Genomic DNA, 21,689 nt, shown 5'->3' with positions numbered 1-21,689 from the left:
CGTTGCCTCCCGGCATCAATTTCCACGATCCCTGTTCGCCCATTCACGTGCGGCGACTCCCGTCGGGCAGGTGTTTTCCACGGGCTTCGCATCCGGTTTCCACGATCCACGGATGCGATCTTCGAATTGAGCAGGCGTAATGGAGGCAGAACGACCCAAGGAGGTTCCCCCCAAATGTCACCACAAAAACCGGCAAAGCGTCAGCGTGACGCTCTCCGGGAACGGATGCTCGCCGCCGGGCGCTCGCGCCAGGCCATCGCCGAGGAGATGATGCGCCGCTGGGGCTACCGCGCCCGCGCGGCCTGGCGGCACGCCCACGGCTGGTCCCAGGACACCGCGGCCGACCACTACAACCGGCGCCACGACCATGACGGCCGCGCCCCCATGTCCGGCAGCCGCGTCGGCGCGTACGAGCGCTGGCCGCACGGGGGTGAACGCCCCCGCCTGACGATCCTGCGCGGTCTCGCCGACGTGTACGGGACGGACATCACCCGCCTGGTCGACGAGGACGACCTGGCCCGCCTTCCCGAGGCCCACCGGCTCACCCTGCTCGAACTCATCAACGCCCGCCCGCCGGAGGTGCGAACCCCCGACGACGGCGCGTACGGTCGGGAAGAGCCCTTCGCCTATGAGGACCCCGAGCACGAGGTGGTGATCATGGCGGCGCACGAATCCAGCGAGCACGCGGAGCGGGCCGAACGGCGCGACATCGGCGAGGCGACCCTCGAACAAATGCGGGCCGATGTCGTCCGGCTCGCCAACGAATACCTCACCGGGGACCCTTTCCCCCTTTTCCAGGAGATGCGCCGCGTCCGCGCACGCATGTACACGGCGCTCGACAAGAAGCTCTGGCCCCGGGACGCCACCGAGCTCTACCTGCTGCTCGGCGCCCTCCACGCCCTGATGGCCAACGCGGCCCAGGACCTGGGCTACCCGCACGCGGCCGGTGAGCTGCTCCGGGCGGGCTGGGCCTACGCGCAGGGCATCGGCCACCGGCCGCTGATGGGATTCATGCGCGGCGCGCTGTCCTCGATCGCCTACTGGGAGGGCCGCCCCCGCCAGGCCCGCGACCTCGCCCGCAGCGGGTTCGCCTACCTGCCCGACGGGCCCGGTGCCGCGCACTTGCACCTGCTGGACGCGCGGGCCTGCGCGCGGCTCGGAGACGAGGAGGGGGTACGCGCCGCGCTCGAAGAGGGCCGCGCCGCCGCGGAACGGCCCTACGTCGACGAGATCCACGACGAGATCGGCGGCGAGTTCGCGTGCTCGGCCGCCTACCAGGCGTCGCTCGCGGGTACGGCGCTCCTGGAGATCCCGGGCGGCGAGAACGACGCCGTTCCCGTACTGGAACGCGGCGCCGCCCTGTACTCCGAGGCACCGGCCGAGCAGCGCAGCTACGGGACCGAGGCGATCACCCATATCCACCTGGCGCGCGGGCAGCTGCGCGCCGGACGGCTCGACGCGGTCGATCTGTCCCCGGTGCTCGCGCTGCCCGCCGACAGGAGGATCGACGCGCTGCCCAAGGCGCTGGGCGGGGTGCGCGCCGAGCTGGCCTCGCCGCGCTACCGGGGCGACCCGCGGGCGGCCGAACTCGACGAGCGCATCGAGGCGTTCTGCCGCGAGACGATCGTCCACGACCTGCACGAGCTGCCCAACGGGGGCTGAGCACGGCGCCTCCTCCTGAGGCGGCATGACACCGGCCCGCTCGTCCTGGCGAACCATGGCGATGCCCGAAACCCGCGATCGTCACGGGAGAGGCCCTGGGAGCGGCCACGGTGCCACCGCGCCCGCCGGTACACTCCGCGGCGGGGCAAGGGAGACGCGACACGATGGCCGACCGGCACGCCGACGTGGGCGCATGAGCCGCGCATGAACCTGGATCAGCTCCGCTGCGTCGTCGCGCTGGCGGAGGAACTGCACTTCGCCCGGGCGGCCCGCCGCCTCGGCCTGCAGCAGCCGCAGCTCAGCCGGCGGCTGCGCCGTCTGGAGGACGAGCTGGGCGTCGAGCTGTTCGAGCGGACCACCCGCGAGGTGCGGATCACGCCCGCCGGACGGGCGTTCGCCGAGGACGCCCGGCGCAGCCTGGAGCACGCCGACCGCGCCGCCCGGAACGCGCGGCAGGTGGGGCGGGGCGAGGTCGGCCGCCTGGCGATCGGTTTCGTCGGCTCGGCCGCCAACACGCTGCTGCCCCCGGTGCTGCGCCGTTTCCGCGGCCGTTATCCCGGTGTCGAGCTGGACCTGCGTGAGCTGCCCAGCGTTCGGCAGGCCGAGGAACTGGTCACGGGCGGGCTCGACGTCGGCATCCTGCACGCCCCCGTCACCGGCGCCGCCCGCGACGTCCTGGCCACCCGGGAGTTCGCGCGGGGACCGCTGCTGGCGCTGCTGCCCGCCGGTCACCCCCACGCACACCGCGACCCGCTGCCGGTCACCGATCTCGCGGACGAGGCGTTCGTGCTGTTCCCGCGCGATCTGGGCCTGGGCCTGCATTCCCGCGTCCTCCAGGTGACGCGGGCGGCGGGGTTCGAGCCGCGGGTGGTGCAGGAGGCCGTGCAGATGCAGACCATCGTGGGGCTGGTGGCGGCGGGCATGGGCGTCTCGATCGTGCCCTGGACGGTCGCGGCGGGCGCCCGCCGCGACGACGTGGTCTTCCGCCGCCTCTCCCCCGAGGCCCGGGACGCGCCGCTGCTGCTGGCCTGGCGGCGGGCCGACACCGGGCCGGTCCTCCGCAACTTCCGGGCGGTCACCGGCCCGCCCCCGGAACGTTGACTTGCGGCGAGTTGCTGGGTTCTGGCGGCCCGAACCCAGCAACTCGCCGCAAGTCAACGCGCGCCGTGCCCGGCGGACGATGTGCGGTCGTTAGGCGGGACGGACGGACAGGGCGTGGTGGAAGACGTTCCGCGGGTCCCATTTCGCCTTGATCCGCTGGAGCCGCGCGTAGTTGTCCCCGTAGTAGAGGGCGTGCCAGGGGGCTCCCTTGTTCCAGGCGGGGTCGGCGAGGTCGGTGTCGGGGTAGTTGATGAACGCGCCGTCCCCGGCCGCGGGGACGCCCCCGGTGTCGGCGTACAGGTCGCGGTACAGCCCCCGCACCCAGGCGATGTTCCGGGCGTCGTCGGCGGGGTCCTCCCAGCCGTTGATGAGGAAGAGCTTCATGATCGTGTCGCGGTGGGGTGTGGCCGTCGCGTCCGGGGCGACCGTGTTGACCTGGCCGCCGAAGGTGTAGAGGCCCAGGCCGCCGCCCGGGTATTCGTAGTCGGACCGGGTGAGGTGGTGGTGGAGGGCGTCGATCTGCCGCGCGGACAGGGAGCGTCGCAGGTAGGCCGACTTGGACTTCAGCCTGAAGTCGGGACCGGGGACGCCCGGCGGGCCGGCCAGGGCGGCGGCGAGCCAGGGCCGGGCCTGTGTCCGGCGGACCGGGACGGCCGGGACGCCGCGGCGGACGGCGGCCAGGTGGTCGTCCAGCAGCCGTTCGGCGCCGGACGTGGCGGCCACCTGGCCGATCAGGATGATCGTCCCGAGGGGACGGCGGTTGAGCTCAAGTTCGCTGTAGAGCCTGGTCGCCGGAGAGCCCGGGGCGCTGTTGCGTTCCGCCCAGGCGCCGTAGTTGCGTACGAGCCGGGCGAAGGAGGACTTGTCGAGCTTGTTCCAGTCCCACTCGATCGTGAAGCTCAGGGCGGTGGGCGGCGGCGCGGGCAGCAGGCGGGCGGGGTCGTCGCCGCGCGCGCCGGGCGTCCGGAACCAGTAGCGGGTGACGATGCCGAAGTTGCCGCCCCCGCCGCCGGTGTGCGCCCACCACAGGTCCCGGGCGGGGTCGGAGGGGTCCCGCGTGGCCACGACGGCGCGTGCCCGGCCCGCCCGGTCCACCACGACGACCTCGACCGCGTAGAGGTGGTCGACGGCCAGGCCCATCATCCGTGACAGCGGGCCGTAGCCGCCGCCCAGCACGTGACCGCCGGCGCCCACGGTGGGGCACCATCCGGCGGGGATCGTCACGCCCCAGCCCAGGTACAGCCTGCGGTAGACGTCGCCCAGCAGGGCGCCCGCCTCCACGGCGAAGGCGCGGCGGCGCGCGTCGTAGTGGACGGCGTTCATGGCGGAGGTGTCGATGACGACCCGCACGGCGGGGTCGTCGACGAAGCCCTCGAAGCCGTGGCCGCCGCTGCGGACCGCGACCCTCCTGCCGGTGTCGACGGCCTCCTGCACCGCCCGGACGACGTCGCCGGTGGTGCCCACCACCCAGACGTGCTCGGGCCGGCCGTCGAACCGCCGGTTGTATCCGCGGGAGGCCAGGAACCGGTGGCGCGGGTCGTCCCGCCCGATCCTGGCGGGGGACGGAGGGCGCGGGCGGTCGGCGCCGGCCGGGGCCGCCTCGGCGGCCTGCGCGGGGACGGCGACGCCCGCCGCCGCGGCGGTGGCCAGGCCGCCCCGCAGTACGTTCCTTCTGGTGTGTCCGGTCATGCGGGCTCCTCGTTCCGGAGATCCTCAACCTAGGAAAAACCTAGGAACAGAGCCCGCGACGGTCAGTGGGGCTGGGCCCACCGGCGCGGTGGACGTACCTCCCCGCGCGGCACCGCCGGCCGGAGAGCGCCCGCCCGGGGCGGCCGGGCGGGCGCCCCCCGCTGGTTCAGTTGATCCGCTGCGGGACGCCCCAGGGGTTGTCGTCGCGCAGCGGCGGCGGCAGGAGGTCCCGGGGCCAGTTCTGGTAGGTGACGGGGCGCAGGAACCGTTCGATGGCCGCGGTGCCGACCGAGGTGGTGGCGGGCGTGGTGGTGGCCGGGAACGGGCCGCCGTGCTGCATGGCGTGGGTCACCGAGACGCCGGTGGGCCACTGGTTCCACAGGACGCGCCCGCTGCGCCCGGCCAGCACGCCCGCCAGGTCGCCCAGCTCGCCGGTGTCCTCCGGCTCGGCGTGCAGGGACGTGGTGAGCTGGCCGGGGAGGGTCTCCAGGAGGTCGGCGACGTCCTGGACGCGCTCGTAGGTCACCACCAGTCCCAGCGGCCCGAAGCATTCCCGGGCCGCGGCGTCGCGGTCGGCGGCGAACGCGTCCAGGTCCATGGCGAGGAGCCGGGGCGCGGGCGAGGCGTCGTCGTCCGGCCAGACCAGGCGGCGGGCGCCGGGACGGTCGCCCAGGGCCCGTGCGGCGTCCAGGTAGCCCGCCTCGATCCGGTCGTTGAGCATCGGGGCCGCGGCGACCTCGCCGAGCAGCGCGGTGACGCGGCCGGTGAGGCGGCCCGCGGCGCCCGCCGGGACGAACAGGATGCCGGGGTTGGTGCAGAACTGGCCCGCCCCCAGGGTGAGGGAGCCGACGTAGCCCTGGGCGATCTCCTCGGCGCGCGCCTCGGCGGCGCGGGCGGTGACCACGACCGGGTTGGTGCTGCCCAGTTCGCCGTAGAACGGGATGGGCTCGGGCCGTTCCGCCGCGATCCGGGCCAGGGCCAGGCCGCCGCGTTCGGAGCCGGTGAACGCCGCGGCCTTGACGCCCGGGTGCCGCAGCGCCTCCACGCCCTCCCGCTCGCCCTCGATGAGCCCGAAGGTGCCGTCGGGCGCCCCGGCCTCCTTGAGCGCGGCGGCGACGATCTCGGCCGTGCGGCGGGAGAGCGCGGGGTGGCCCGGGTGGGCCTTGAGGACGACCGGGCAGCCCGCGGCCAGCGCCGAGGCGGTGTCGCCTCCGGCGACGCTGAAGGCGAACGGGAAGTTGCTGGCGGCGAACACCAGCACCGGGCCCAGCGCGGTGCGGTAGCGGCGCAGGTCGGGCCGCGGGCCGGTGGGCCAGTCGGGGTCGGGGCGGTCGATGCGCGCGTCGTAGAAGCCGCCCGCCGCGACCTCTTCGGCGAAGAGGCGCAGCTGGAAGGTGGTACGGGTCAGCTCACCGTTCAGGCGCGCCGGGGGGAGGTGGGACTCCGTACCCGCCAGCGGCACCAGTTCCTCGCGGGCCGCCTCCAGGGCGTCCGCCACCGCGACCAGCGCCCTCGCCCTGGCCTCAGGCGGGGTCGCCGCCCACGTCTCGGCGGCCGCGACGGCGGCGGACACCGCCCGGTCCGTTGCGCTCATGCGCCGTTCCCTTCGTCGATGGGGATGTGCGTGCAGGTTACCGATCACCCGTCCCGCCGGGCCCGTTCCCCTGGAGGACGGAGCCTCTAGAGGACGAAGCCCTCGGGGAACGGGTCGGAGGGATCCAGCAGGTAGGAGGCCATGCCGGTGATCCAGGCGCGGCCGGTGAACTCCGGGACCACGGCGGCCAGCCCCCCGGCCGTGGTGGTGCCGACCAGCCGCCCGACGAAGCGGGTGCCGATGAACGACTCGTTCACGAAGTCGGTGTGCAGGGGCAGCTCGCCGCGCGCGTGCAGCTGCGCCATCCGGGCCGAGGTGCCGGTGCCGCAGGGGGAACGGTCGAACCAGCCCGGGTGGATGGCCATGGCGTGCCGCGAGTGGCGCGCGCCGGAGCCGGGCGCCAGGAACTGCACGTGCTTGCAGCCGCCGATGCCGGGGTCCTCCGGGTGGACCGGCCGGTTCTGTTCGTTGATGGCGGCCATGATGTCCAGGCCCGCGCGCAGGATGTCGTCCTTGCGGGCCCGGTCGAACGGGAGCCCGAGCCGGTCCAGCTCGGTGATGGCGTAGAAGTTGCCCCCGTAGGCCATGTCGTAGCGCACGTCCCCGAGGCCGGGGACGGTCACGACCGTGTCCTGCTCCACGGCGAACGAGGCGACGTTGCGCAGCGTGACGTTCTCGGCGGCGCCGTCGCGGACCGCCACCCGCGCCTCGACCAGGCCCGCCGGGGTGTCGAGCCGGACGACGGTCTCCGGCTCGGTCACCTCGACCATCCCGGTCTCGACCAGGACCGTCGCCACCCCGACGGTGCCGTGCCCGCACATCGGCAGGAAGCCGCTCACCTCGATGTAGAGGACGCCCCAGTCGGCGTCCGGGCGGGTCGGCGGCTGCAGGATCGCGCCGCTCATCGCGGCGTGCCCGCGCGGCTCGTCCATGAGGAACCGGCGCAGCCCGTCCAGGTGCGCGGCGGCGTGACGGCGCCGCTCGGCCATGGTGGCGCCGGGGATCGGCGCCACCCCTCCGGTGACGACGCGGGTCGGCATGCCCTCGGTGTGGGAGTCGACCGCGCTGATCGTGCGGGCCGAGCGCATCAGCCCGCCCGCCGCTGCAACGCCTCGATCGCGCGGTTCATGTCGGCGGTGACCCCCTCGCGGTGCGCGTCGGTCAGCGGGCCGCGCGGGGGACGGCAGGGGCCGCCGTACCGGCCGACCTGGTCCATGCCGAGCTTGATGGCCTGGACGAACTCGGTTCGCGAGTCCCAGCGGAACGCGGCGACCAGCGGCTCGTACAGGGCGCGGGCCTCCTCCAGCCTGCCCGCCAGGGCCAGCTCGTACAGCTCCGCCGACTCGGCGGGGAAGACGTTGGGGAACCCGGCGAACCAGCCGGTCGCGCCCATCAGCAGCGCCTCCAGCGTCACGTCGTCGGCGCCGGCGACCACCTCCAGGCCGGGGGCCCTCTCCCGGATCTCCAGGACCCGCCGGACGTCGCCGGAGAACTCCTTGACGGCGACGACGCCGTCGATCTCGGCGATCTCGGCGAGCAGGCCGGGGGTGAGGTCCACCTTGGTGTCGATGGGGTTGTTGTAGACCATGACCGGCAGGCCGGCGGAGGCGACGGCCTCGTAGTGGGCGACGACCTCGCCCGGGTTGGCCCGGTACATGGTGGGCGGCAGGCACAGCACGCCGTCCGCGCCGTCCTCGGCGGCCAGCTCGGCCCAGTGCCGGGCCTGGTGGGAGCCGGGGGCGTGCACGCCGACGACCACGACGCCGTCGGCGCCCACGGCCTCGATCGCGGTCCGGGCCACGCGGCGGCGCTCCTCGTCGGTCAGCGAGGAGTACTCGCCGAGGGAGCCGTTGGGGCCGACGCCGCGGCAGCCGCTGTCCACCAGCCAGCGGCAGTGGTCGGCGTACCGGTCGTAGTCGACGGCCAGCCCGGCGGGGGCGGAGGGGTCCTCGCGGTACGGCAGGGCCGTGGCGACGATGACGCCGCCCAGGCTCGTGTGGTCGCTGCTCATCAGGGGTTCTCTTCCTCGTGCTGGTTCGGGGTCTGGGTGGGCGGATGCGGCGGCGCGGCCAGTTCGCCGAGCCGGATGGGCTGGGCGATGGGCCGGTGGTGCGGGGTGGCGGGGGCCAGCCCCTCCACGGGGTGCCCGGGGGTTCCGGCGGCGCGGCGGGCGAGCAGTTCGGCGACGGTGGGGCCGCAGACGCGGGCCTGGCACGGGCCGAGCCCGGCGCGGGTGCCCAGTTTCACGGTGCGGGCGGCGCCTCCGGCCGGGTCGCCGGCGGCGTCGCACAGCGTTGCGTAGGAGGTCTCCTCGCACCGGCACACGACGGTGTCCGGCCGCAGCCAGCCCGGCCAGCCGGCGCCGACCGGGTGCGCGGCGGCGAGCCGCGCGGCGAAGGCGCGGCCCTGGTCGCGGCGGAGGCGCGCGCGGTGGCTCTCGGGGGCGGCGGGCGAGCCTCCGGCGGCGAGCCAGCCGGCCAGCAGCCCCTCGGCGCGGGCGGCGGGAGCCCCCGCGATCCCGGTGATCTCGCCCGCCGCGTACACCCTGGGGACGCTGGTGAGCTGGTCGCCGTCGACCTGGACGTAGGACTCGGCCGCCGAGACGCGCCGCAGCGCGCAGCCCGCGGCGACGGGCAGTTCGAGCTGGGGCGTGAACCCGTGCGAGACGCACAGGGCGTCCACCGCGACGGTGCGTGCGGTGCCGGGGACCACCGACCAGTCCGCGCGGAGCCGGGCGGTGACGACCTCCTCCACCCGGCCGTCCCCCCTGGCCTCGACGACGGCCCGGCCCAGCCGGTACGGGACGCGGTGCCGGGCGAGCAGGGCGCCGTACGCGGCGAGCTCGCCGGCCTTGCCGTGGTGGGGGGCCAGTTCCCACGGGCGGCCGGCCCAGCCGCGCAGGACGGTCGCGGGCGGGTTGGCCTCCAGGACCTCCGCGACGCGCGAGCCGGCGTCCAGCAGCGCGGCGGCCACCGGGAGCAGGAAGGGGCCGGTGCCCGCCACCACGACGTCGTCGCCGACCGCCAGGCGCTCGCCCTTGGCGAGGGCCTGCGCCGCCCCGGCGGTGAACACGCCGGGCAGTTCCCATCCGGGGAACGGCAGGACCCGGTCGTGCGCGCCCGGCGCGAGGACGAGCGCGTCGGGGGCGAGCACGTGCCGCTCGCGCCGGCCGCCGTCGGCGGGGCCGCGGAGCGCGTGGACGCGCGGGGGCCGGGGATCGCCCGGCGCGGAACGTTCCAGGGACCAGACCGCGCTCTCCGGCCACCAGTCGCAGCGCGGGTGGCCGAGCACGTGGCGGCGCATCCGGTCGAAGCCGCGCCAGCCGTGGTGCAGGCGTTCGGGGCGGGTGGCGGCGAACGCGGCGGGGAGCATCCGGTGGTACTGCCCGCCCGGTTCCTCGGCCGCGTCGAGCAGCGTCACCCGGGCCCCCGCGCGCAGCGCCGCGGCGGCGGCGGCCAGGCCCGCCGGTCCGGCGCCGACGACGGCGACGTGGCGGCTCATCGCGCCCCCTCCCCGCCCCCGCCCGGCAGCGCCCGGGCCTGGGTCGTGACCACGTCGCCGTCCAGGGCCCGGCGGCGGCACGCGCGCACGTCGCGCTCGCCGTTCACGGTGACCAGGCAGTCGAAGCAGACGCCGATGCCGCAGAAGACCCCGCGCGGCGCGCCCGAGGGCGCCTCCCGCCAGGCCCGGCGGCCCGCCGCCAGCAGCACGCCCGCGACCGTCTGGCCCGCCACCCCCTCCAGCGGCTCCCCGTCCACGGTGAGGCGCAGGACGGAGTCGCGGCGCCCGGCCGGGTCCCGCTCCGCCGGGATCAGTCGCGGGCTCATCGGGTCTCTCCTTCCACGGCGCCGAGAACGGCGGGACGGTCCACGCGGAACGGCGCGGGGTCCAGGTCAGGCCGCCCGCCCAGCATCAGGTCGCGCAGCAGGCGGGCGGTGCCCGCCGACAGGCCGATCCCGGCGCCCTCGTGCCCGCCGGCGTGCCAGAGGCCGTCCAGCCGGGGGTCGGGGCCGATCACCGGCAGGTGGTCGGGGACGTACGGGCGGAACCCGCCGTAGGCGCGCATCACCGGGACGCCGGCCAGCGAGGGGAACAGCCGCAGCGCCTTGGCCGCGATGACCGACAGCACCTCGGGCCGCGTCCGGTCGTCGAACCCGACGCGGCGCCGGGACGAGCCGAGCAGGATCGTGCCGGCGCGGGTGGACTCCACCACCGCCGACGCCTGGAGGTCGCCGGCGCCGCTGCCGACCGCGCCCACGTAATCGGCGTCGTAGACCTTGTGGAACACCGTCGGCGGCATCGGCGTGGTGACCAGGACCTCGCCGCGGCGGGGGCGCACGTCCACCGGGGCGCCGAGCCGGGCCGACAGCTCGCCCGCCCAGGGGCCGGCGGCGTCGACGAAGGCGTCGCCCTCGACCAGGCCGAGGGAGGTGCGCACCCCGGTGAGGCGCCCGCCCCGGGTCACCGCCTCCCGCACGTCGCAGCCGGTGCGCAGGACGGCCCCGGCCCGCAGCGCGTCGCCGAGCAGGGCGGCGGCGGCGCCGGACGGCTGCACCTGGGCGTCCTCGGGGTAGGCGACGGCGGCGGTGACGTCGCGGGTCAGGTGGGGTTCGGCGCGGGCGAGGGCGGCGGGGTCCAGGGCCTCGGCCGCGACGCCCGCCGCGCGCTGGGAGGCGGCGAAGCGTTCCAGCTCCCGCGCGCCCTCCCCGGTGGTGGCGACGACGATGCCGCCCTTGGGCTCCCACTCCACGGCCGCGGCGGCTCCGGGCCGGTGCGCGGCGACCTCGTCCAGGACCTCGGGCCACAGGCGGCGCGACAGCCGGGCCAGCTCCAGCTCGGGGCCCGGGCCCTTGTCGGAGACGAGCACGTTGCCCTCGCCGTGCGCGGTCGTCGCGGCGGCGGGGCCGCCCCGCTCCAGGACGGTGACCGCGCACCCGGCCAGGGCCAGCTCGCGGGCGCAGGCGGCGCCGACGATGCCGGCGCCCAGCACCACGATCCGCGTCCCCCGCACGCCACCCTCCCGAGATCGTTCGTTAAACCGAACGAAGTTGAGAGTACGGCCGGTGCCGGGCCCTGTCAACGCGGCGGCCGGCGGCCGGTCAGCGCGCGGGCTCCAGGCACCCCGGACGCGCGGGATCGGCGTGAAGCCGCTGGTCAGTACGGTATTGCAGGAGCAGGACCGAGTGGACCGGCCCGTCCGGCGCGGTGTAGCGGTGCGGGAGCCGGGCGTCGAAGCCGACGTAGTCGCCCGGCCCCAGCTCCACCTCCCGGCCGTCCACCCGAACGCGCAGCCGCCCCACCTGCACGATCGTGTGCTCCATGCCCACGTGTCCCAGCGAGTCCTGGGTCGCTCCGGCCCGCACCCGCTGGTCGTACACCTCGAAGATCGCGTCCCCCGCCTCGATGCCGCGCAGGGGGCGCAGGTCGACCCCCGCGCCGCGCAGCACCTCCACCCCGGCGGCCCGCACCACGGTCAGGCCGGCCGGGCGGCTCTGGTCGAGCAGGTCGGAGATCGGGATCTCCAGCGCCCGCGACAGGCTGAAGACGGTCTCGATGGTGGGGTTGCCCGTCCCCGCCTCCAGCTGCGACAACGTCGCCTTGCCGATCTTCGAGCGGCGGGACAGCTCCGACAGCGACAGGCCCAGCCCGGTGCGGGCGCGACGCAGGTTGGCCGCCAGCATGTCCCGCACCGACTCGCCGGCGGCGCCCGCGCCGCCCGCGCCGACGTCTCCCCTGCCGACCTCGCCCACCGCATCCTCCGCTCGCGCCCGGCGGCCACCGCTCACCATGTTCGCTTTACCGAACAAGGATACCGGGCGGCCCTGGGGCGCGGGGCGCCGGGCCTCCGGGCGTCAGCCCGCGGGGCGCTTGGCCACCAGGGCGAGGACGTCGTACTCGGCGACCGAGGCGCCGTCCTGGTTGGTGACGTCGGTGTCCCAGCGCACCTCGCCGTACGGGGCGTCCTCGCGCGGGGAGGTCTGCTTGGCGGTCAGGAAGTGACCGTCAGGGTGACCGTCAGCTCACCCAGGCTCGCCAGCGCGCCCATCCGCACCTCGGATCGGCCGGGTCGCCCACCGTCACCGCGGCCGGCCGTTCCCGCACCGCCGCGGTGACCGCGTCCATCAGGCCCTCGGGGACGAGGGCGCGCCGGATGGCGGTGCACTTCTGCCCGGCCTTCACCGTCATCTCGGTGACCAGCTGCCCGACGTACAGGTCGAACTCCCGCGTGCCGGACCTCCCCGGTTTTAGCCTTTCACCGTTTCCGGGACTTCACTCCGCGCAGAGGTGACAGCACGGAGCGGGATTCTTTGTGCATCTCCGGCGTACCCGCGCGACGACCGGCTCCGCCGCCGGAATACCAATCTTGAATATCCAGACATGTACTGATCTGCTTTTCCGTTCCCGGCCATTCCGGGACGCCGAAACAAGCGGCCGGATTCCTCTCCCGATGCTAATCTCACGTTCCTCACCGCACGCTGACCGCGGGTGCACACATGAGCATGATCGAAACGGGCTCCGGAACGGCTCCGTCCCCGCCCGCCGGGGCGGGCCCGCCGTCCGCGCTCTCCCCCTCCCCGCTCGACCGGGCGCGCCGGCGCCTGCTGGCCGGCGTCACCGGGCCGCCGGACCCCGCCGCGCCCCTGACCGCGCGGCTGCGGCTGGCGGGCCGCGTCCTGGTGCCCGCGTTCGCCGACCTCTGCGCGATCGAGCCGGCCCCCGGCCGCGACGGCGCGGCGCCGCCGCTGGTCCTCGGCGACACCGAGCCGGGCGGGCGTCCACCGGCAGGCACGGCCCTGGACGACGAGTCCGCCGCGCAGTCCTGGCTGGCCCGCGCCTGGCGGGAAGCCCAGCCCCGTCCCGGCCCCGGCGCGGGGGCGGGAGCCGCCGCGCCGAACGGAGCGGGTTCCGAGAGCGCCGCGGATCGCGGGTCCGGGGAGCCGCCGCGCCTTCCGGCGGCGCCCGCGGGCGACCCCTGGGCGGTGGCGGTCCCGCTGGTGGCGGGCGGGCGCCTCGTCGGCACCCTGCGGTTGCGCCGCGCCGCGTCCCGGCCGCCGTTCGACGCCGACGACACCGCCGTGGTGGAGGAGCTGGCACGCCACCTGGGGCTGCACCTGTCCTACGCGCTGCTGCTGGGCGCGGAGCGGGCCGAGCGCGCCGGCGTGGAGGCCGCGGCACGGCGCGCCGGGCGGCTGCAGCGGCTGGCGGCCGAGCTGTCCGGCGCCCTCACCACCGGCCAGGTCGCCGCCGTCATCGCCGCGCACGCCCGTTCGGTCACCGACGCCGGGGCGCTGGTCACCGTCGTCGGGATGGGCGGCGCGCCCGGCGCCGGGCTCCGCGTGATGGCCTGCACCGGGCCCGCGCACGAGCGGCCCGAGCCGCCGGCGGGGGAGCCCGGCGGGCCGCCGGCCGGGCTGCCCGGCGTGCTCGGCGCCACCCCCTCGGCGGGCCTGGACGGGGCCTCGCCCGGGGGGCCGCCCGGCGGGCTGCCGGCCGCCCGCCCGCTGCCGCCCGCGCTGGCCGACCTGCTGGCGCGGCCCCGGCCGTTCTGGTCCGGGCCCGCGCGCCGCGCCGCGGGCGTCTGCCCGGCCTGCCCTCCCTCCGGGGAACCGGGCACGACGGCGCTGCTGCCGATCAGCCTGCTGGGCGAGCCGGTCGGCGCGCTGTCGGTGGTCCTGCCCGCCCGGTACGAGCCGGCCCCGGCCGAGCGGGCCGACCTGATCGCGATCGCCGAGCTGGGCGCCCAGGCGCTGGGCCGGGCCCGCCGTTTCGACCTGGAGTCGCGGGTGGCGAGCACGCTGCAGCGGAGCCTGCTGCCCGGCCGGCTGCCCCGGGTGCCGGGGATCACCACCCGGGCCCGCTACCGGCCCGCCTCCCAGGAGCGGCTCGGCGGCGACTGGTACGACCAGGTCCCGGTCGACGGCGGCCGGGTCGCGGTGGCCGTGGGGGACGTGTGCGGGCACGGGATCGGCGCCGCCGCCGTGATGAGCCAGATCCGCGCCGGGCTCTCGGCCTACCTGCTGGAGGGGCACCCGCCCGACCGGGCGCTGGCGCTGGCCTCCCGGCTGACGTCGGCGTTCCCCGCCGAGGTGATGGTCACGGCGTGCTGCGCGGTGGTCGATCCGGCGGCCGGCACGATCGAGTACGCCAACGCCGGGCACCCTCCTCCCCTGGTCCGCGCGCCGGACGGCGAGGTCGCGTTCCTGAACGCCGCGCTCGGACCGCCGCTGGGCGTGGGCGGGCCGGAGGTCCCCGGCACGGCCCGGCTCGCCCTCCCGCCCGGGTCCACGCTGCTGCTCTACACCGACGGCCTGATCGAGCGGCGCGGGGAGAGCCTCGACCTGGGCCTGGCGCGGCTGGCCGAACGGCTGATCGGCTGCTCGGGCCCGCTGGACCGGGCCGCGGACGCCCTGCTGGCGCTGACCGGTTCCGGGGCGCAGGACGACGTCACGATCCTGCTGCTGCGCACCGGGCCGGACCGGCCGAACGGGCCGAACGGGCCGGGCGTGGTCTGACCCGCGCCCCGGCCCGTCCCCGGCCCGTCGCTGCCCGCCCGTCCAGCCATCCGCTCGTCAGAGCACCTCCGCCGCGTCCGCCGTGACCTCCCAGGCCCGTTCGGCGACGTCCGGGACGTCCGACCCGCGCAGGCGGTCCAGGAGCGCGCGCCACTCGCCGGGCCAGCCGGCCGCCTCCCCCGCGATGCCGGTGAGGGTGACGGCCATCAGCCCGGCGACGGGGTGGCCCTCCTCCAGCAGGCGCCGGACGGCGGGCAGCAGCAGTGCGGGCGGGACCGCGCAGCCGCCGCCGTAGGTGCGCAGGAACGGTCCCAGGTGCCGCGCGCAGATCTCCGCGGCCAGCATGGGCCGGTCCCGGAGCCGCGCCGCCATCGCCGCGAGCGCCGTGGCGAGGTCACCGGCGAGCCCGGCGGGCGGCGGGCCGCTCGCCTCGCCGTCGCCCGGCCGGACGCCCGGCAGGTGCAGGACGGCCAGGCGCATCGCCTCGCCGAGGTAGAGCGGGTGTGCCGCCAGCCTGCCGGCGGCCCGGGCGGCCAGCTCGCGCCGGGGCTCGCCGGTCCGGTGCCCGCCCAGCGCCCCGGTGATCGTGGTCACCCGGGCGCGCGCCTCCGGGCCGGTGCCGGTCTCGAGCAGGCGGTCGAGCACCTCCAGGACCTCCTCGCGGAGCACGCCGGCCCTCATCAGCGCCAGGAAGGCCGGCATGTCCTTCCCTCCCACCGGATCCCCCGGGTCGCCGACGGCGGTGAGGAGCTCCCCGAACCCGCCCTCGTACCAGGGCACCCAGGCGCCGAAGGCCCGCGAGGCGCGGAACCGCACGCCCGGTCCGCCCGCCGCACTGAGGAGGCGGCGGACCAGGGCGGCGTAGCGGGGCCGGTGCTCGGGGGCGTACTCCCAGGGCTGGGCCTGGAAGAGCGTGCGGAGCATGACATCCCCGTTGTACGGCCCGGCCGCGTCGCCGAGCGCCTCCAGGACACCGGGCACCTCGGGCATGCGGCGCAGCGCCACCGCGACCGCGACCCGCACGTCCTTGTGCAGCCGCGGGTCGTTCCACGCCCGGAGGAGGATCCCGGCGGCGCCGGGGGGCCGGTGGCGTTCCAGCTGGCGCACGGCGTGCCTGCGGACGGTCACCTTGGTGTCCGGGCCGGTCAGCGTCTCGCTCAGCAGCGGCCCGAGCCGGGACGGGGGGACGGCGGCGCAGCAGCGGGCCAGGGCGGCGCCGGCGGTGCGGGAGCCGCGCCCCCGGGCCAGGGTGAGCAGGACGCGCAGGTTCCGCTCCGGATCCTCGCCGTGGCCGAGGGCGTCGAGCGCGGTCTCGGCGAGGACGTCGTCCTCCCGCTCCGCCCAGGACGCCAGCCGTTCCAGGGTGCCGGGCAGGCGGCCGAGCCCGCCGGCCGCCGTCGTCCTGACCGTGACGGGCAGGTCCTCGTCGTCCGCCCTCGCCTGGAGGAGGGCCCGGACCCGTTCGCGCTGGGCGGGCGTCCACCGGCCGGCCCCGCCCGGCGCGACGCGGGGCGCCCATTCGGCGGGCGGGTCACCGTCCAGCACCGGGCCCAGCAGGTCCGTGCGGCGCCGCGCGACCACGTCCCAGACCGCGGGGAGGGCGATCACGGCGGGGTCGGCGTCCAGCAGCCCGGCGGCCCGGTCCTCGCGGACTCGGGGCTCGGCCAGCCACAGGCCCGCCGCCCGGCGGGCGAGGTCCTCGGGGGCCTGGAGGATCGCGGCGCGCAGATCGTCCTGGAGTTCCCCGAGCCCGTGGGCGCGGCGACCCAGCGAGGCCGCCACCGCCACCGCGAGCCCGAACTCGCCGCGGCGGCGGGCGGCCCGCAGGTGCGGGCCCAGCCGGTCGAGCAGGTCGCGTTCCCGTCCACGGCGCAGGACCCGGTCGAGCCGGTGGTCGTCGGCCGCCGGCGGGCGGCGCCGCGTCCGCCTCCTGCGGGGACGGTCCCCGTCCGGGGCGGGTGCCAGCGCGCCGATGCCGTGGCGCGCGAGCAGGTGGACGTAGACGCCCAGCCCCCATTCGTCCAGCGCGGTCCCGCCGGAGTGCCGGAGGACACGGGCCGCGAGCAGGCGCAGGAGGCGCCGGGTGGCGACCGAGGAGTCGCGGGCGTCGACGGCCGCCCCGGACAGCAGGCCGAACGGTTCGGCGAAGCCGTCGTCGAAGCGGGCGGGGCCGATCTTCGCCAGCGCGCCGAGCACCGCGCCCCGCACGGGATCCTGGTCGTTGGCGGTGCGCGCGGCCAGCTCGCCGAGGACCCGCGCGAGGACGGCCCGGTCTCCCGTGCGGGCGGCGCACTCCAGCCACAGCGCGCGGGCCAGCCCGCGCCGGTGCGGATCGCCGGAGAACGCGGCCTCCCGCAGCGGCGCCTCGGCCTCGTCGTACGGCAGGAACGCCTGGAGCCTCAGCGGCAGGTCCGGGTCGTTCGCGTGGGATCGGGAGGAATGCCATGCCGAGCCGTGCCAGTCCAGCATCCGGCGGGCCTCCCGGGCCGCCCTCGGGGCCGGCAGCAGGTCCAGCAGATCCATGGCCCGCAGCCCGGCCGACACGTCGGCGCCGCGCTCGGCGGCGGCGTCGAACGCCGCCTCCCTGCGCTCGGGAGGCAGGGCCTCAAGGAAGGAGCGCAGCCTCCAGGGCCGGGACGGGACCCGTGCGGTGATCTCCTCCTGCGGGCAGGTCCGCAGGTGAGCGAGCATCTCCGGCCGCACGCCGGGGTAGGAGGGCCAGGCCGTCCCCAGCAGCACCCGGACCATGCGGCGCGGCTCGGCCCGGACGAGCGTCCCGAGGGCGGTCGGCGACAGGGCCGGAAGCCGCGGCGCCCGGTCCCCGCCTTCGAACAGGGACAGCACCCGCCCGGGGGCGTGCGCGGCGGCGGCGTCGACACCGGCGCCACGGCGCCGCCAGAAGCCCACCGGGAAGGGCGTACGGGCCAGCTCCCGTTCCGCGTCGTCCAGGACGGGCCCGGGGTGCCGCCTGCCCAGCGTCCGCCAGGCGACGACGGCGTGCGCCAGCCCCGGCAGCTCCCGGGCCACCACCGGTCCCGTGCAGGCGGGCAGCAGCACCGCCGCCTCCCGGTCGCCCCAGCGCTCGCGGACGGCGGGCAGCAGCCGGTCGGCCAGCGCCGTACGCCGGGAGTGCAGGAGCGTGCGGTAGAAGGCGCGGCGCAGGCCGGACGGGGCGTCGTCGAGCGCCGCGGCGGCGGCCTCGTCGGGTACGGGCAGCGTCCGCACGGCCCGGAGCGCCGCGCGGCGCAGCGCCATGTCGGGCCCGGCCAGCACGGCCGCCACGCGGTCGAGGTCGCGGGCCGCCATGGCCATGTGCAACGCGGTACGGCGCTCGTAGGGGCCGCGTCCGGACAGCTCGTCCAGGAGCGCGGTCAGCTCGGGGGTTCCGGCCAGGCGGCGGGCGTGCAGGGCCAGCTCGCGCATGCGCCGGGGGTACGGGAGGGGTTCGACGTTCGCGAGCAGCTCGTCGGCGGCGCGCGCGGGGCTCTCAGCCGGTTCTCCGACCGGCCGGGTGGGGCTCAACGGCCCGGGCGGAGACCGCCCTTCCTCGTGATCATGCCGACGATGATGGCGCATCCCCCGCCCCTCGGGCAACTCATGCCCCGCGACCTGCGGAATCATGTGCATTCACGGGCACGAGCGGGCACGAGGAGGGCATGTACGAGATCGAGGTGCGCAGCCGGGCGTTCAGCGACCACACCATGATCCCGGCCGAGTACGCGCACGCGAGCGGGGACCTGTCCCCTCCGCTGGAGTGGTCGCGGCTGCCCGAGGACGCGGTGGAGATCGCGCTGGTGTGCGTGGATCCCGACGCGCCGCGGGGCACGTTCGTCCACTGGCTGCTGGCGGGGATCCCGCCGGACACGACCGCGCTCGAACCGGGCGAGACGCCCGCGGGGGCGGTCGCCGGCCGCAACGACTACGGGACGCCCGGGTACGGCGGCCCCCACCCGCCGCCCGGGGACGAGCCGCACCGGTACTTCTTCCGGATGTACGGGCTGTCGGAGCCGTCCGGGCTCGCCCGCGGGTTCTCGATCGAGGACTTCCGGCTGGCCGAGGAGCGGAAGGTGATGGCCACCGGCACGCTGGTGGGCACCTACGCCAGGTGACCCGTGGTCACCTGGCGGCGGCGCGGCGGCGCGGCCGGTCCGGTGCCGGGCGGGCTACGCGGACGGCCGGCGCGGGTACGCGGAGGGCCGGGGCAGCGCGCAGGTGCCGCCGAGCACGACGTCGTTGCCCGCGCCCAGGCAGCGGGCCAGGTGGTAGGTCTGCTGGCCGTAGTTGATGCCCTTCCGCACGGTGACCCGGCCGTCCCTGCCGACCTCGCACGGGTTGTTGAGGGTGCAGCGCTCGCCGTCCTCGTTGCCGGTGTTGTTGACGCCGACGACCTGCCGGGTGCGCGCGTCCACGATCGGGGACCCCGAGGTGCCGCCGATGGTGGCGCACTCGGGCGTGTAGCGGATGGAGTCCTTCCAGGTCCAGCCGGCCTCCCGCATCCGGTACGCGAACCCGTCGATCTTGCAGGAGTAGATCCGCTTCCAGTAGCCCGAGACCACCCGGATCGGCTCGCCCGTCCGGGGGCGCGCGAGGGAGAGCCGCAGCGCGCCGATCCCGTACTTCGCGCGGATCTGGGCGTAGGTGCTGCCGAGCCGGTAGACGGCCACGTCGGTGTCGGTCATGGTGGCGTACTCGATCCTGGTGGCGCCGAGCGTGCCCAGCGTCCGGCGTCCGCTGGGGTCCAGGAGCGTGAACGAGCGGGTGGACGGCCGGTCGGCGATGACCTCGCCCGCGGCCGGCATGCCGGTCTCCAGGCAGTGCCCGTTGGTGAGGACCAGCGCCTTGTCGCCGTCGCGGGAACGCGGCCCGCGTACCAGCGAGCCCGAGCAGTTGCTCAGCGCGACGATCCCGGTGAAGTCCACCCCGGCGGCGGGCGCCACGGGAGCGGCGGGAGCCGCGGCCGGCGCGGCCTGCGCGGTGCCGGCGGCGGTCAGCACGGTGCCGCCCGCGGCGGTGGCGAGGACGGCTCCGGCCAGGCGTCGGATCATGAGGGTTCCTCTCGGGCGGGGCGGCGCGGGACGGCCGCCGCCATGCCGCCCGATCATGTCCGGCACCGGGACGGAGGGCAAGGTCCGCGGCGGCGGGCCGCGCGATCGGCGGGCCGGCGAGATCATGGACGCCCGTACGATGTGCCACATGGCCGACAAAACGATTCGCTGGGGCATCCTGGGCACGGGTGGGATCGCCGAGGTCTTCACCGCGGATCTGCTCCGCCTGGAGGGGCACGAGGTGGTGGCCGTGGGCTCGCGGTCCACCGCCACCGCCGCCGCGTTCGCCGACCGCCACGGCATCGGGCGGGCGCACGGCTCCTACGCCGCCCTGGCGGCCGACCCCGAGGTGGACGTGGTCTACGTCGCCACGCCCCACCCGGTGCACTTCGAACCGGCCCGGTTGTGCGTGGAGGCCGGGCGCGCGGTGCTGGTGGAGAAGCCGCTCACCACCTCCGCCGCGGAGGCGGCCCGGCTGGCGGACCTGGCGCGCGAGCACGGGGTCTTCGTCATGGAGGCCATGTGGACCCGGTTCAGCCCGCTGATCAGGCGGCTGCACTCCCTGGTGGGCGAGGGCGCGATCGGCGACGTCTCGGCGATCTTCGCCGACTTCTCCATCGCCCCGCCGTTCGACCCGGCGCACCGGCTCTGGGCGGCGGAACTGGCCGGGGGCGCGCTGCTGGACCTCGGCTGCTACGTGCTGTCGATCACCTGGCCGCTGCTCGGCCCGCCCGACACCGTCCAGGCCACGGCGGCCCCGGCGCCCACGGGCGTGGACGCCAACACCGGGATCCTGCTCGGCTACCGCGCGGGGGCGGTGGCGCTGCTGCACTGCGGGCTCATGGGCGAGTCGCCGCACACGGCCACCATCGTCGGCACGAAGGGGCGGATCGAGCTGGCCGCCCCGTTCTACCGGCCCGAGGCCATGACCCTCGTCCGGCAGGGCGGGGAGCGGGAGACCTTCTCGGTGGACCTGGCGGGCAACGGCTACACCTACCAGGCCGAGGAGGTGGCGCGCTGCCTGCGCCTCGGCCTCACCGAGTCCCCGCTCCTGCCGCTGGACGAGTCGGTGGCCGTGCTCCGGGTGATCGACGAGATCGCGGGCTCGTTCCGCCGCTGAGACGCCCGGCGGGCCCGCACCGCGGACGGTGCGGGCCCGCCGCTCCCGGGCGGCGGCCGGTCAGGAGTGATCGCGCGCGACCGCGATGGCGTCGATCTCGAAGAGCATCTCCGGCAGGGCCAGGGCGGCCACGCCGAGGAGGGTCTGCACGGGCGGGGTGTCCCCCCAGATCCGGCCGAGCCGCTCCAGCACCACCTGCAGCTTGGCCGCGTCATGGTCGACGATGTAGGTGCGGAGCTGGAAGACGTCCTCGTAGCCGAGCCCGGCCGAGGCCAGGGCCGTACCCAGGTTCTCCAGGGCCCGGTCGACCTGCGCCGCGAAGTCGGGGGACGTGACGTGCCCGTCACCGCCGGAGGCGTACTGGCCCGCGATGAACACCAGATCCCCCGAGGCGCGGGCCACGTGGCTGTAGCCGAACCCGGTGGGGTCGTGCAGGGTGCCGGGGTTGGTGATGGTGTGCGACATGATGTGTTCTCCTTCGATCTCGGATCGTTCGATGGGTCGTGAGACAGGTCGTGAGACAGGTCGCGAGACAGGTCGCCGCCCGGGCCGTCAGACACCACGGCCGTCGCGCGGGGAACGTGCGCGGGCGGCACGAGCCGTACCGCCGGGCCGCCGGCGACGGCCCAGAACCCGCCCACCCCCACACCGACCGCGACCCGGGCGGCCAGCAGGACCGCGAAGTGCGTCGAGGCGGCGCAGACCAGGTTGGCGGCGGCCATGAGGCCGATCAGCCCCGCCAGCAGCGGCCGCCGGTCCACGCCACCCGCCAGGACGGCCACCAGCGGTGCGGACGCGGCCGCGACCAGGCCGGGCACGGTCAGCATCAACCCGGCCGTCCCGTCCGAGACGCCGAGGTCGGCGCCGATCGGCGTGAGCAGGCCGACCGGCAGCAGTTCGGAGGTCATCAGGGCGAAGATCCCCAGCGTCACGGCCGCCACGGCCCCCACCGCCGGACCGGGGAT

At 76.4% G+C, this 21,689-nt stretch carries 16 protein-coding genes and 2 pseudogenes; 5 read left to right on the top strand and 13 right to left on the bottom strand.

All coding sequences use genetic code 11. The features are described 5' to 3' along the window. Window positions 1-174 precede the first annotated feature (174 nt). Window positions 175-1,662 (top strand): NsdA family TPR-like regulatory protein, encoded by a 1,488-nt coding sequence (locus IW256_RS17385; RefSeq protein ID WP_231403821.1) that lies wholly within the window; start codon window positions 175-177, stop codon window positions 1,660-1,662. A gap of 204 nt (window positions 1,663-1,866) precedes the next feature. After that, complete coding sequence (locus IW256_RS17380) at window positions 1,867-2,763, top strand: LysR family transcriptional regulator (protein WP_197011983.1); 897 nt, start codon at window positions 1,867-1,869, stop codon at window positions 2,761-2,763. Window positions 2,764-2,853: 90 nt separating this feature from the next. On the opposite strand, the gene IW256_RS17375 is transcribed toward IW256_RS17380, so the two are convergent. From IW256_RS17375 to IW256_RS17335, 9 genes and pseudogenes are all read right to left on the bottom strand, one after another. Further along, window positions 2,854-4,452: an FAD-binding oxidoreductase gene (locus IW256_RS17375; protein ID WP_197011982.1), complete on the bottom strand. Its 1,599-nt coding sequence runs from the start codon at window positions 4,450-4,452 to the stop codon at window positions 2,854-2,856. Between the two features lie 166 nt (window positions 4,453-4,618). Further along, window positions 4,619-6,046 (bottom strand): aldehyde dehydrogenase (NADP(+)), encoded by a 1,428-nt coding sequence (locus tag IW256_RS17370; RefSeq protein ID WP_197011981.1) that lies wholly within the window; start codon window positions 6,044-6,046, stop codon window positions 4,619-4,621. Window positions 6,047-6,132: 86 nt separating this feature from the next. Beyond that, complete coding sequence (locus tag IW256_RS17365) at window positions 6,133-7,134, bottom strand: proline racemase family protein (RefSeq protein ID WP_197011980.1); 1,002 nt, start codon at window positions 7,132-7,134, stop codon at window positions 6,133-6,135. Continuing rightward, on the bottom strand, window positions 7,134-8,057 hold the full coding sequence (locus tag IW256_RS17360) for a dihydrodipicolinate synthase family protein (protein WP_197011979.1): 924 nt from the start codon (window positions 8,055-8,057) through the stop codon (window positions 7,134-7,136). Before IW256_RS17360 ends, IW256_RS17365 begins: the two co-directional genes overlap by 1 nt. Beyond that, the gene (locus IW256_RS17355; RefSeq protein ID WP_197011978.1) at window positions 8,057-9,547 is read right to left on the bottom strand and encodes an FAD-dependent oxidoreductase; all 1,491 of its coding nucleotides are present in this window, start codon (window positions 9,545-9,547) and stop codon (window positions 8,057-8,059) included. The genes IW256_RS17360 and IW256_RS17355 overlap by 1 nt, the downstream gene beginning before the upstream one ends. Then, window positions 9,544-9,873, bottom strand: a complete 330-nt coding sequence (locus IW256_RS17350; RefSeq protein WP_197011977.1) for a (2Fe-2S)-binding protein — start codon at window positions 9,871-9,873, stop codon at window positions 9,544-9,546. Before IW256_RS17350 ends, IW256_RS17355 begins: the two co-directional genes overlap by 4 nt. Then, window positions 9,870-11,057, bottom strand: coding sequence for an NAD(P)/FAD-dependent oxidoreductase (locus tag IW256_RS17345; protein WP_307828924.1), 1,188 nt, complete (start codon window positions 11,055-11,057; stop codon window positions 9,870-9,872). The genes IW256_RS17350 and IW256_RS17345 overlap by 4 nt, the downstream gene beginning before the upstream one ends. Window positions 11,058-11,145: 88 nt before the next feature. After that, on the bottom strand, window positions 11,146-11,796 hold the full coding sequence (locus IW256_RS17340; protein WP_197011976.1) for a helix-turn-helix domain-containing protein: 651 nt from the start codon (window positions 11,794-11,796) through the stop codon (window positions 11,146-11,148). A 269-nt stretch (window positions 11,797-12,065) separates the two neighbouring features. Continuing rightward, window positions 12,066-12,268, bottom strand: a pseudogene (locus tag IW256_RS17335) (aldehyde dehydrogenase family protein); the annotation flags it as partial. A gap of 272 nt (window positions 12,269-12,540) precedes the next feature. Here IW256_RS17335 and IW256_RS17330 point away from each other — a divergent pair. Beyond that, window positions 12,541-14,559, top strand: coding sequence for a SpoIIE family protein phosphatase (locus tag IW256_RS17330; RefSeq protein ID WP_197011975.1), 2,019 nt, complete (start codon window positions 12,541-12,543; stop codon window positions 14,557-14,559). A 57-nt stretch (window positions 14,560-14,616) separates the two neighbouring features. Here IW256_RS17330 and IW256_RS17325 read toward each other — a convergent pair whose 3' ends face one another. After that, window positions 14,617-17,982, bottom strand: a complete 3,366-nt coding sequence (locus IW256_RS17325) for a hypothetical protein (protein WP_197011974.1) — start codon at window positions 17,980-17,982, stop codon at window positions 14,617-14,619. Window positions 17,983-18,215: 233 nt separating this feature from the next. Between IW256_RS17325 and IW256_RS17320 the strand changes: the two genes are divergently transcribed. After that, the gene (locus IW256_RS17320) at window positions 18,216-18,668 is read left to right on the top strand and encodes a YbhB/YbcL family Raf kinase inhibitor-like protein (RefSeq protein WP_197011973.1); all 453 of its coding nucleotides are present in this window, start codon (window positions 18,216-18,218) and stop codon (window positions 18,666-18,668) included. A 54-nt stretch (window positions 18,669-18,722) separates the two neighbouring features. Here the strand turns inward: IW256_RS17320 and IW256_RS17315 are convergent, their stop codons facing one another. Continuing rightward, entirely contained in the window at window positions 18,723-19,604 is an 882-nt protein-coding gene (locus IW256_RS17315) for a trypsin-like peptidase domain-containing protein (protein ID WP_197011972.1), read from the bottom strand. On the opposite strand from IW256_RS17315, the gene IW256_RS17310 reads away from it, so the two are divergent. Then, a complete protein-coding gene (locus tag IW256_RS17310; protein ID WP_231403820.1) occupies window positions 19,603-20,724 on the top strand; it encodes a Gfo/Idh/MocA family protein in 1,122 nt (373 codons plus the stop codon). The two genes, IW256_RS17315 and IW256_RS17310, sit on opposite strands and share 2 nt — an antisense overlap. A gap of 60 nt (window positions 20,725-20,784) precedes the next feature. Here IW256_RS17310 and IW256_RS17305 read toward each other — a convergent pair whose 3' ends face one another. Continuing rightward, window positions 20,785-21,189, bottom strand: coding sequence for a RidA family protein (locus IW256_RS17305; RefSeq protein ID WP_197011970.1), 405 nt, complete (start codon window positions 21,187-21,189; stop codon window positions 20,785-20,787). A 149-nt stretch (window positions 21,190-21,338) separates the two neighbouring features. Further along, window positions 21,339-21,632 (bottom strand): annotated as a pseudogene (locus IW256_RS17300) (MFS transporter); the annotation flags it as partial. Between the last annotated feature and the right edge of the window lie 57 nt (window positions 21,633-21,689).

The organism is Actinomadura viridis, assembly GCF_015751755.1.
Taxonomy (GTDB): Bacteria; Actinomycetota; Actinomycetes; order Streptosporangiales; family Streptosporangiaceae; genus Spirillospora; species Spirillospora viridis.
The sequence above is the reverse complement of the archived record's forward strand: the minus strand, read 5'-3'. Positions and strand labels throughout refer to the sequence as shown.

Excerpts from the sequence above, each read along its gene's own strand:
- IW256_RS17310 (WP_231403820.1), top strand. The coding sequence starts at position 19,603 with ATGAGGGTTCCTCTCGGGCGGGGCGGCGCGGGACGGCCGCCGCCATGC.
- IW256_RS17325 (WP_197011974.1), bottom strand. The coding sequence starts at position 17,982 with ATGCGCGAGCTGGCCCTGCACGCCCGCCGCCTGGCCGGAACCCCCGAG.
- IW256_RS17350 (WP_197011977.1), bottom strand. The coding sequence starts at position 9,873 with ATGAGCCCGCGACTGATCCCGGCGGAGCGGGACCCGGCCGGGCGCCGC.
- IW256_RS17380 (WP_197011983.1), top strand. The coding sequence starts at position 1,867 with ATGAACCTGGATCAGCTCCGCTGCGTCGTCGCGCTGGCGGAGGAACTG.
- IW256_RS17370 (WP_197011981.1), bottom strand. The coding sequence starts at position 6,046 with ATGAGCGCAACGGACCGGGCGGTGTCCGCCGCCGTCGCGGCCGCCGAG.
- IW256_RS17375 (WP_197011982.1), bottom strand. The coding sequence starts at position 4,452 with ATGACCGGACACACCAGAAGGAACGTACTGCGGGGCGGCCTGGCCACC.
- IW256_RS17365 (WP_197011980.1), bottom strand. The coding sequence starts at position 7,134 with ATGCGCTCGGCCCGCACGATCAGCGCGGTCGACTCCCACACCGAGGGC.
- IW256_RS17355 (WP_197011978.1), bottom strand. The coding sequence starts at position 9,547 with ATGAGCCGCCACGTCGCCGTCGTCGGCGCCGGACCGGCGGGCCTGGCC.
- IW256_RS17330 (WP_197011975.1), top strand. The coding sequence starts at position 12,541 with ATGAGCATGATCGAAACGGGCTCCGGAACGGCTCCGTCCCCGCCCGCC.
- IW256_RS17360 (WP_197011979.1), bottom strand. The coding sequence starts at position 8,057 with ATGAGCAGCGACCACACGAGCCTGGGCGGCGTCATCGTCGCCACGGCC.
- IW256_RS17320 (WP_197011973.1), top strand. The coding sequence starts at position 18,216 with ATGTACGAGATCGAGGTGCGCAGCCGGGCGTTCAGCGACCACACCATG.
- IW256_RS17385 (WP_231403821.1), top strand. The coding sequence starts at position 175 with ATGTCACCACAAAAACCGGCAAAGCGTCAGCGTGACGCTCTCCGGGAA.
- IW256_RS17305 (WP_197011970.1), bottom strand. The coding sequence starts at position 21,189 with ATGTCGCACACCATCACCAACCCCGGCACCCTGCACGACCCCACCGGG.
- IW256_RS17315 (WP_197011972.1), bottom strand. The coding sequence starts at position 19,604 with ATGATCCGACGCCTGGCCGGAGCCGTCCTCGCCACCGCCGCGGGCGGC.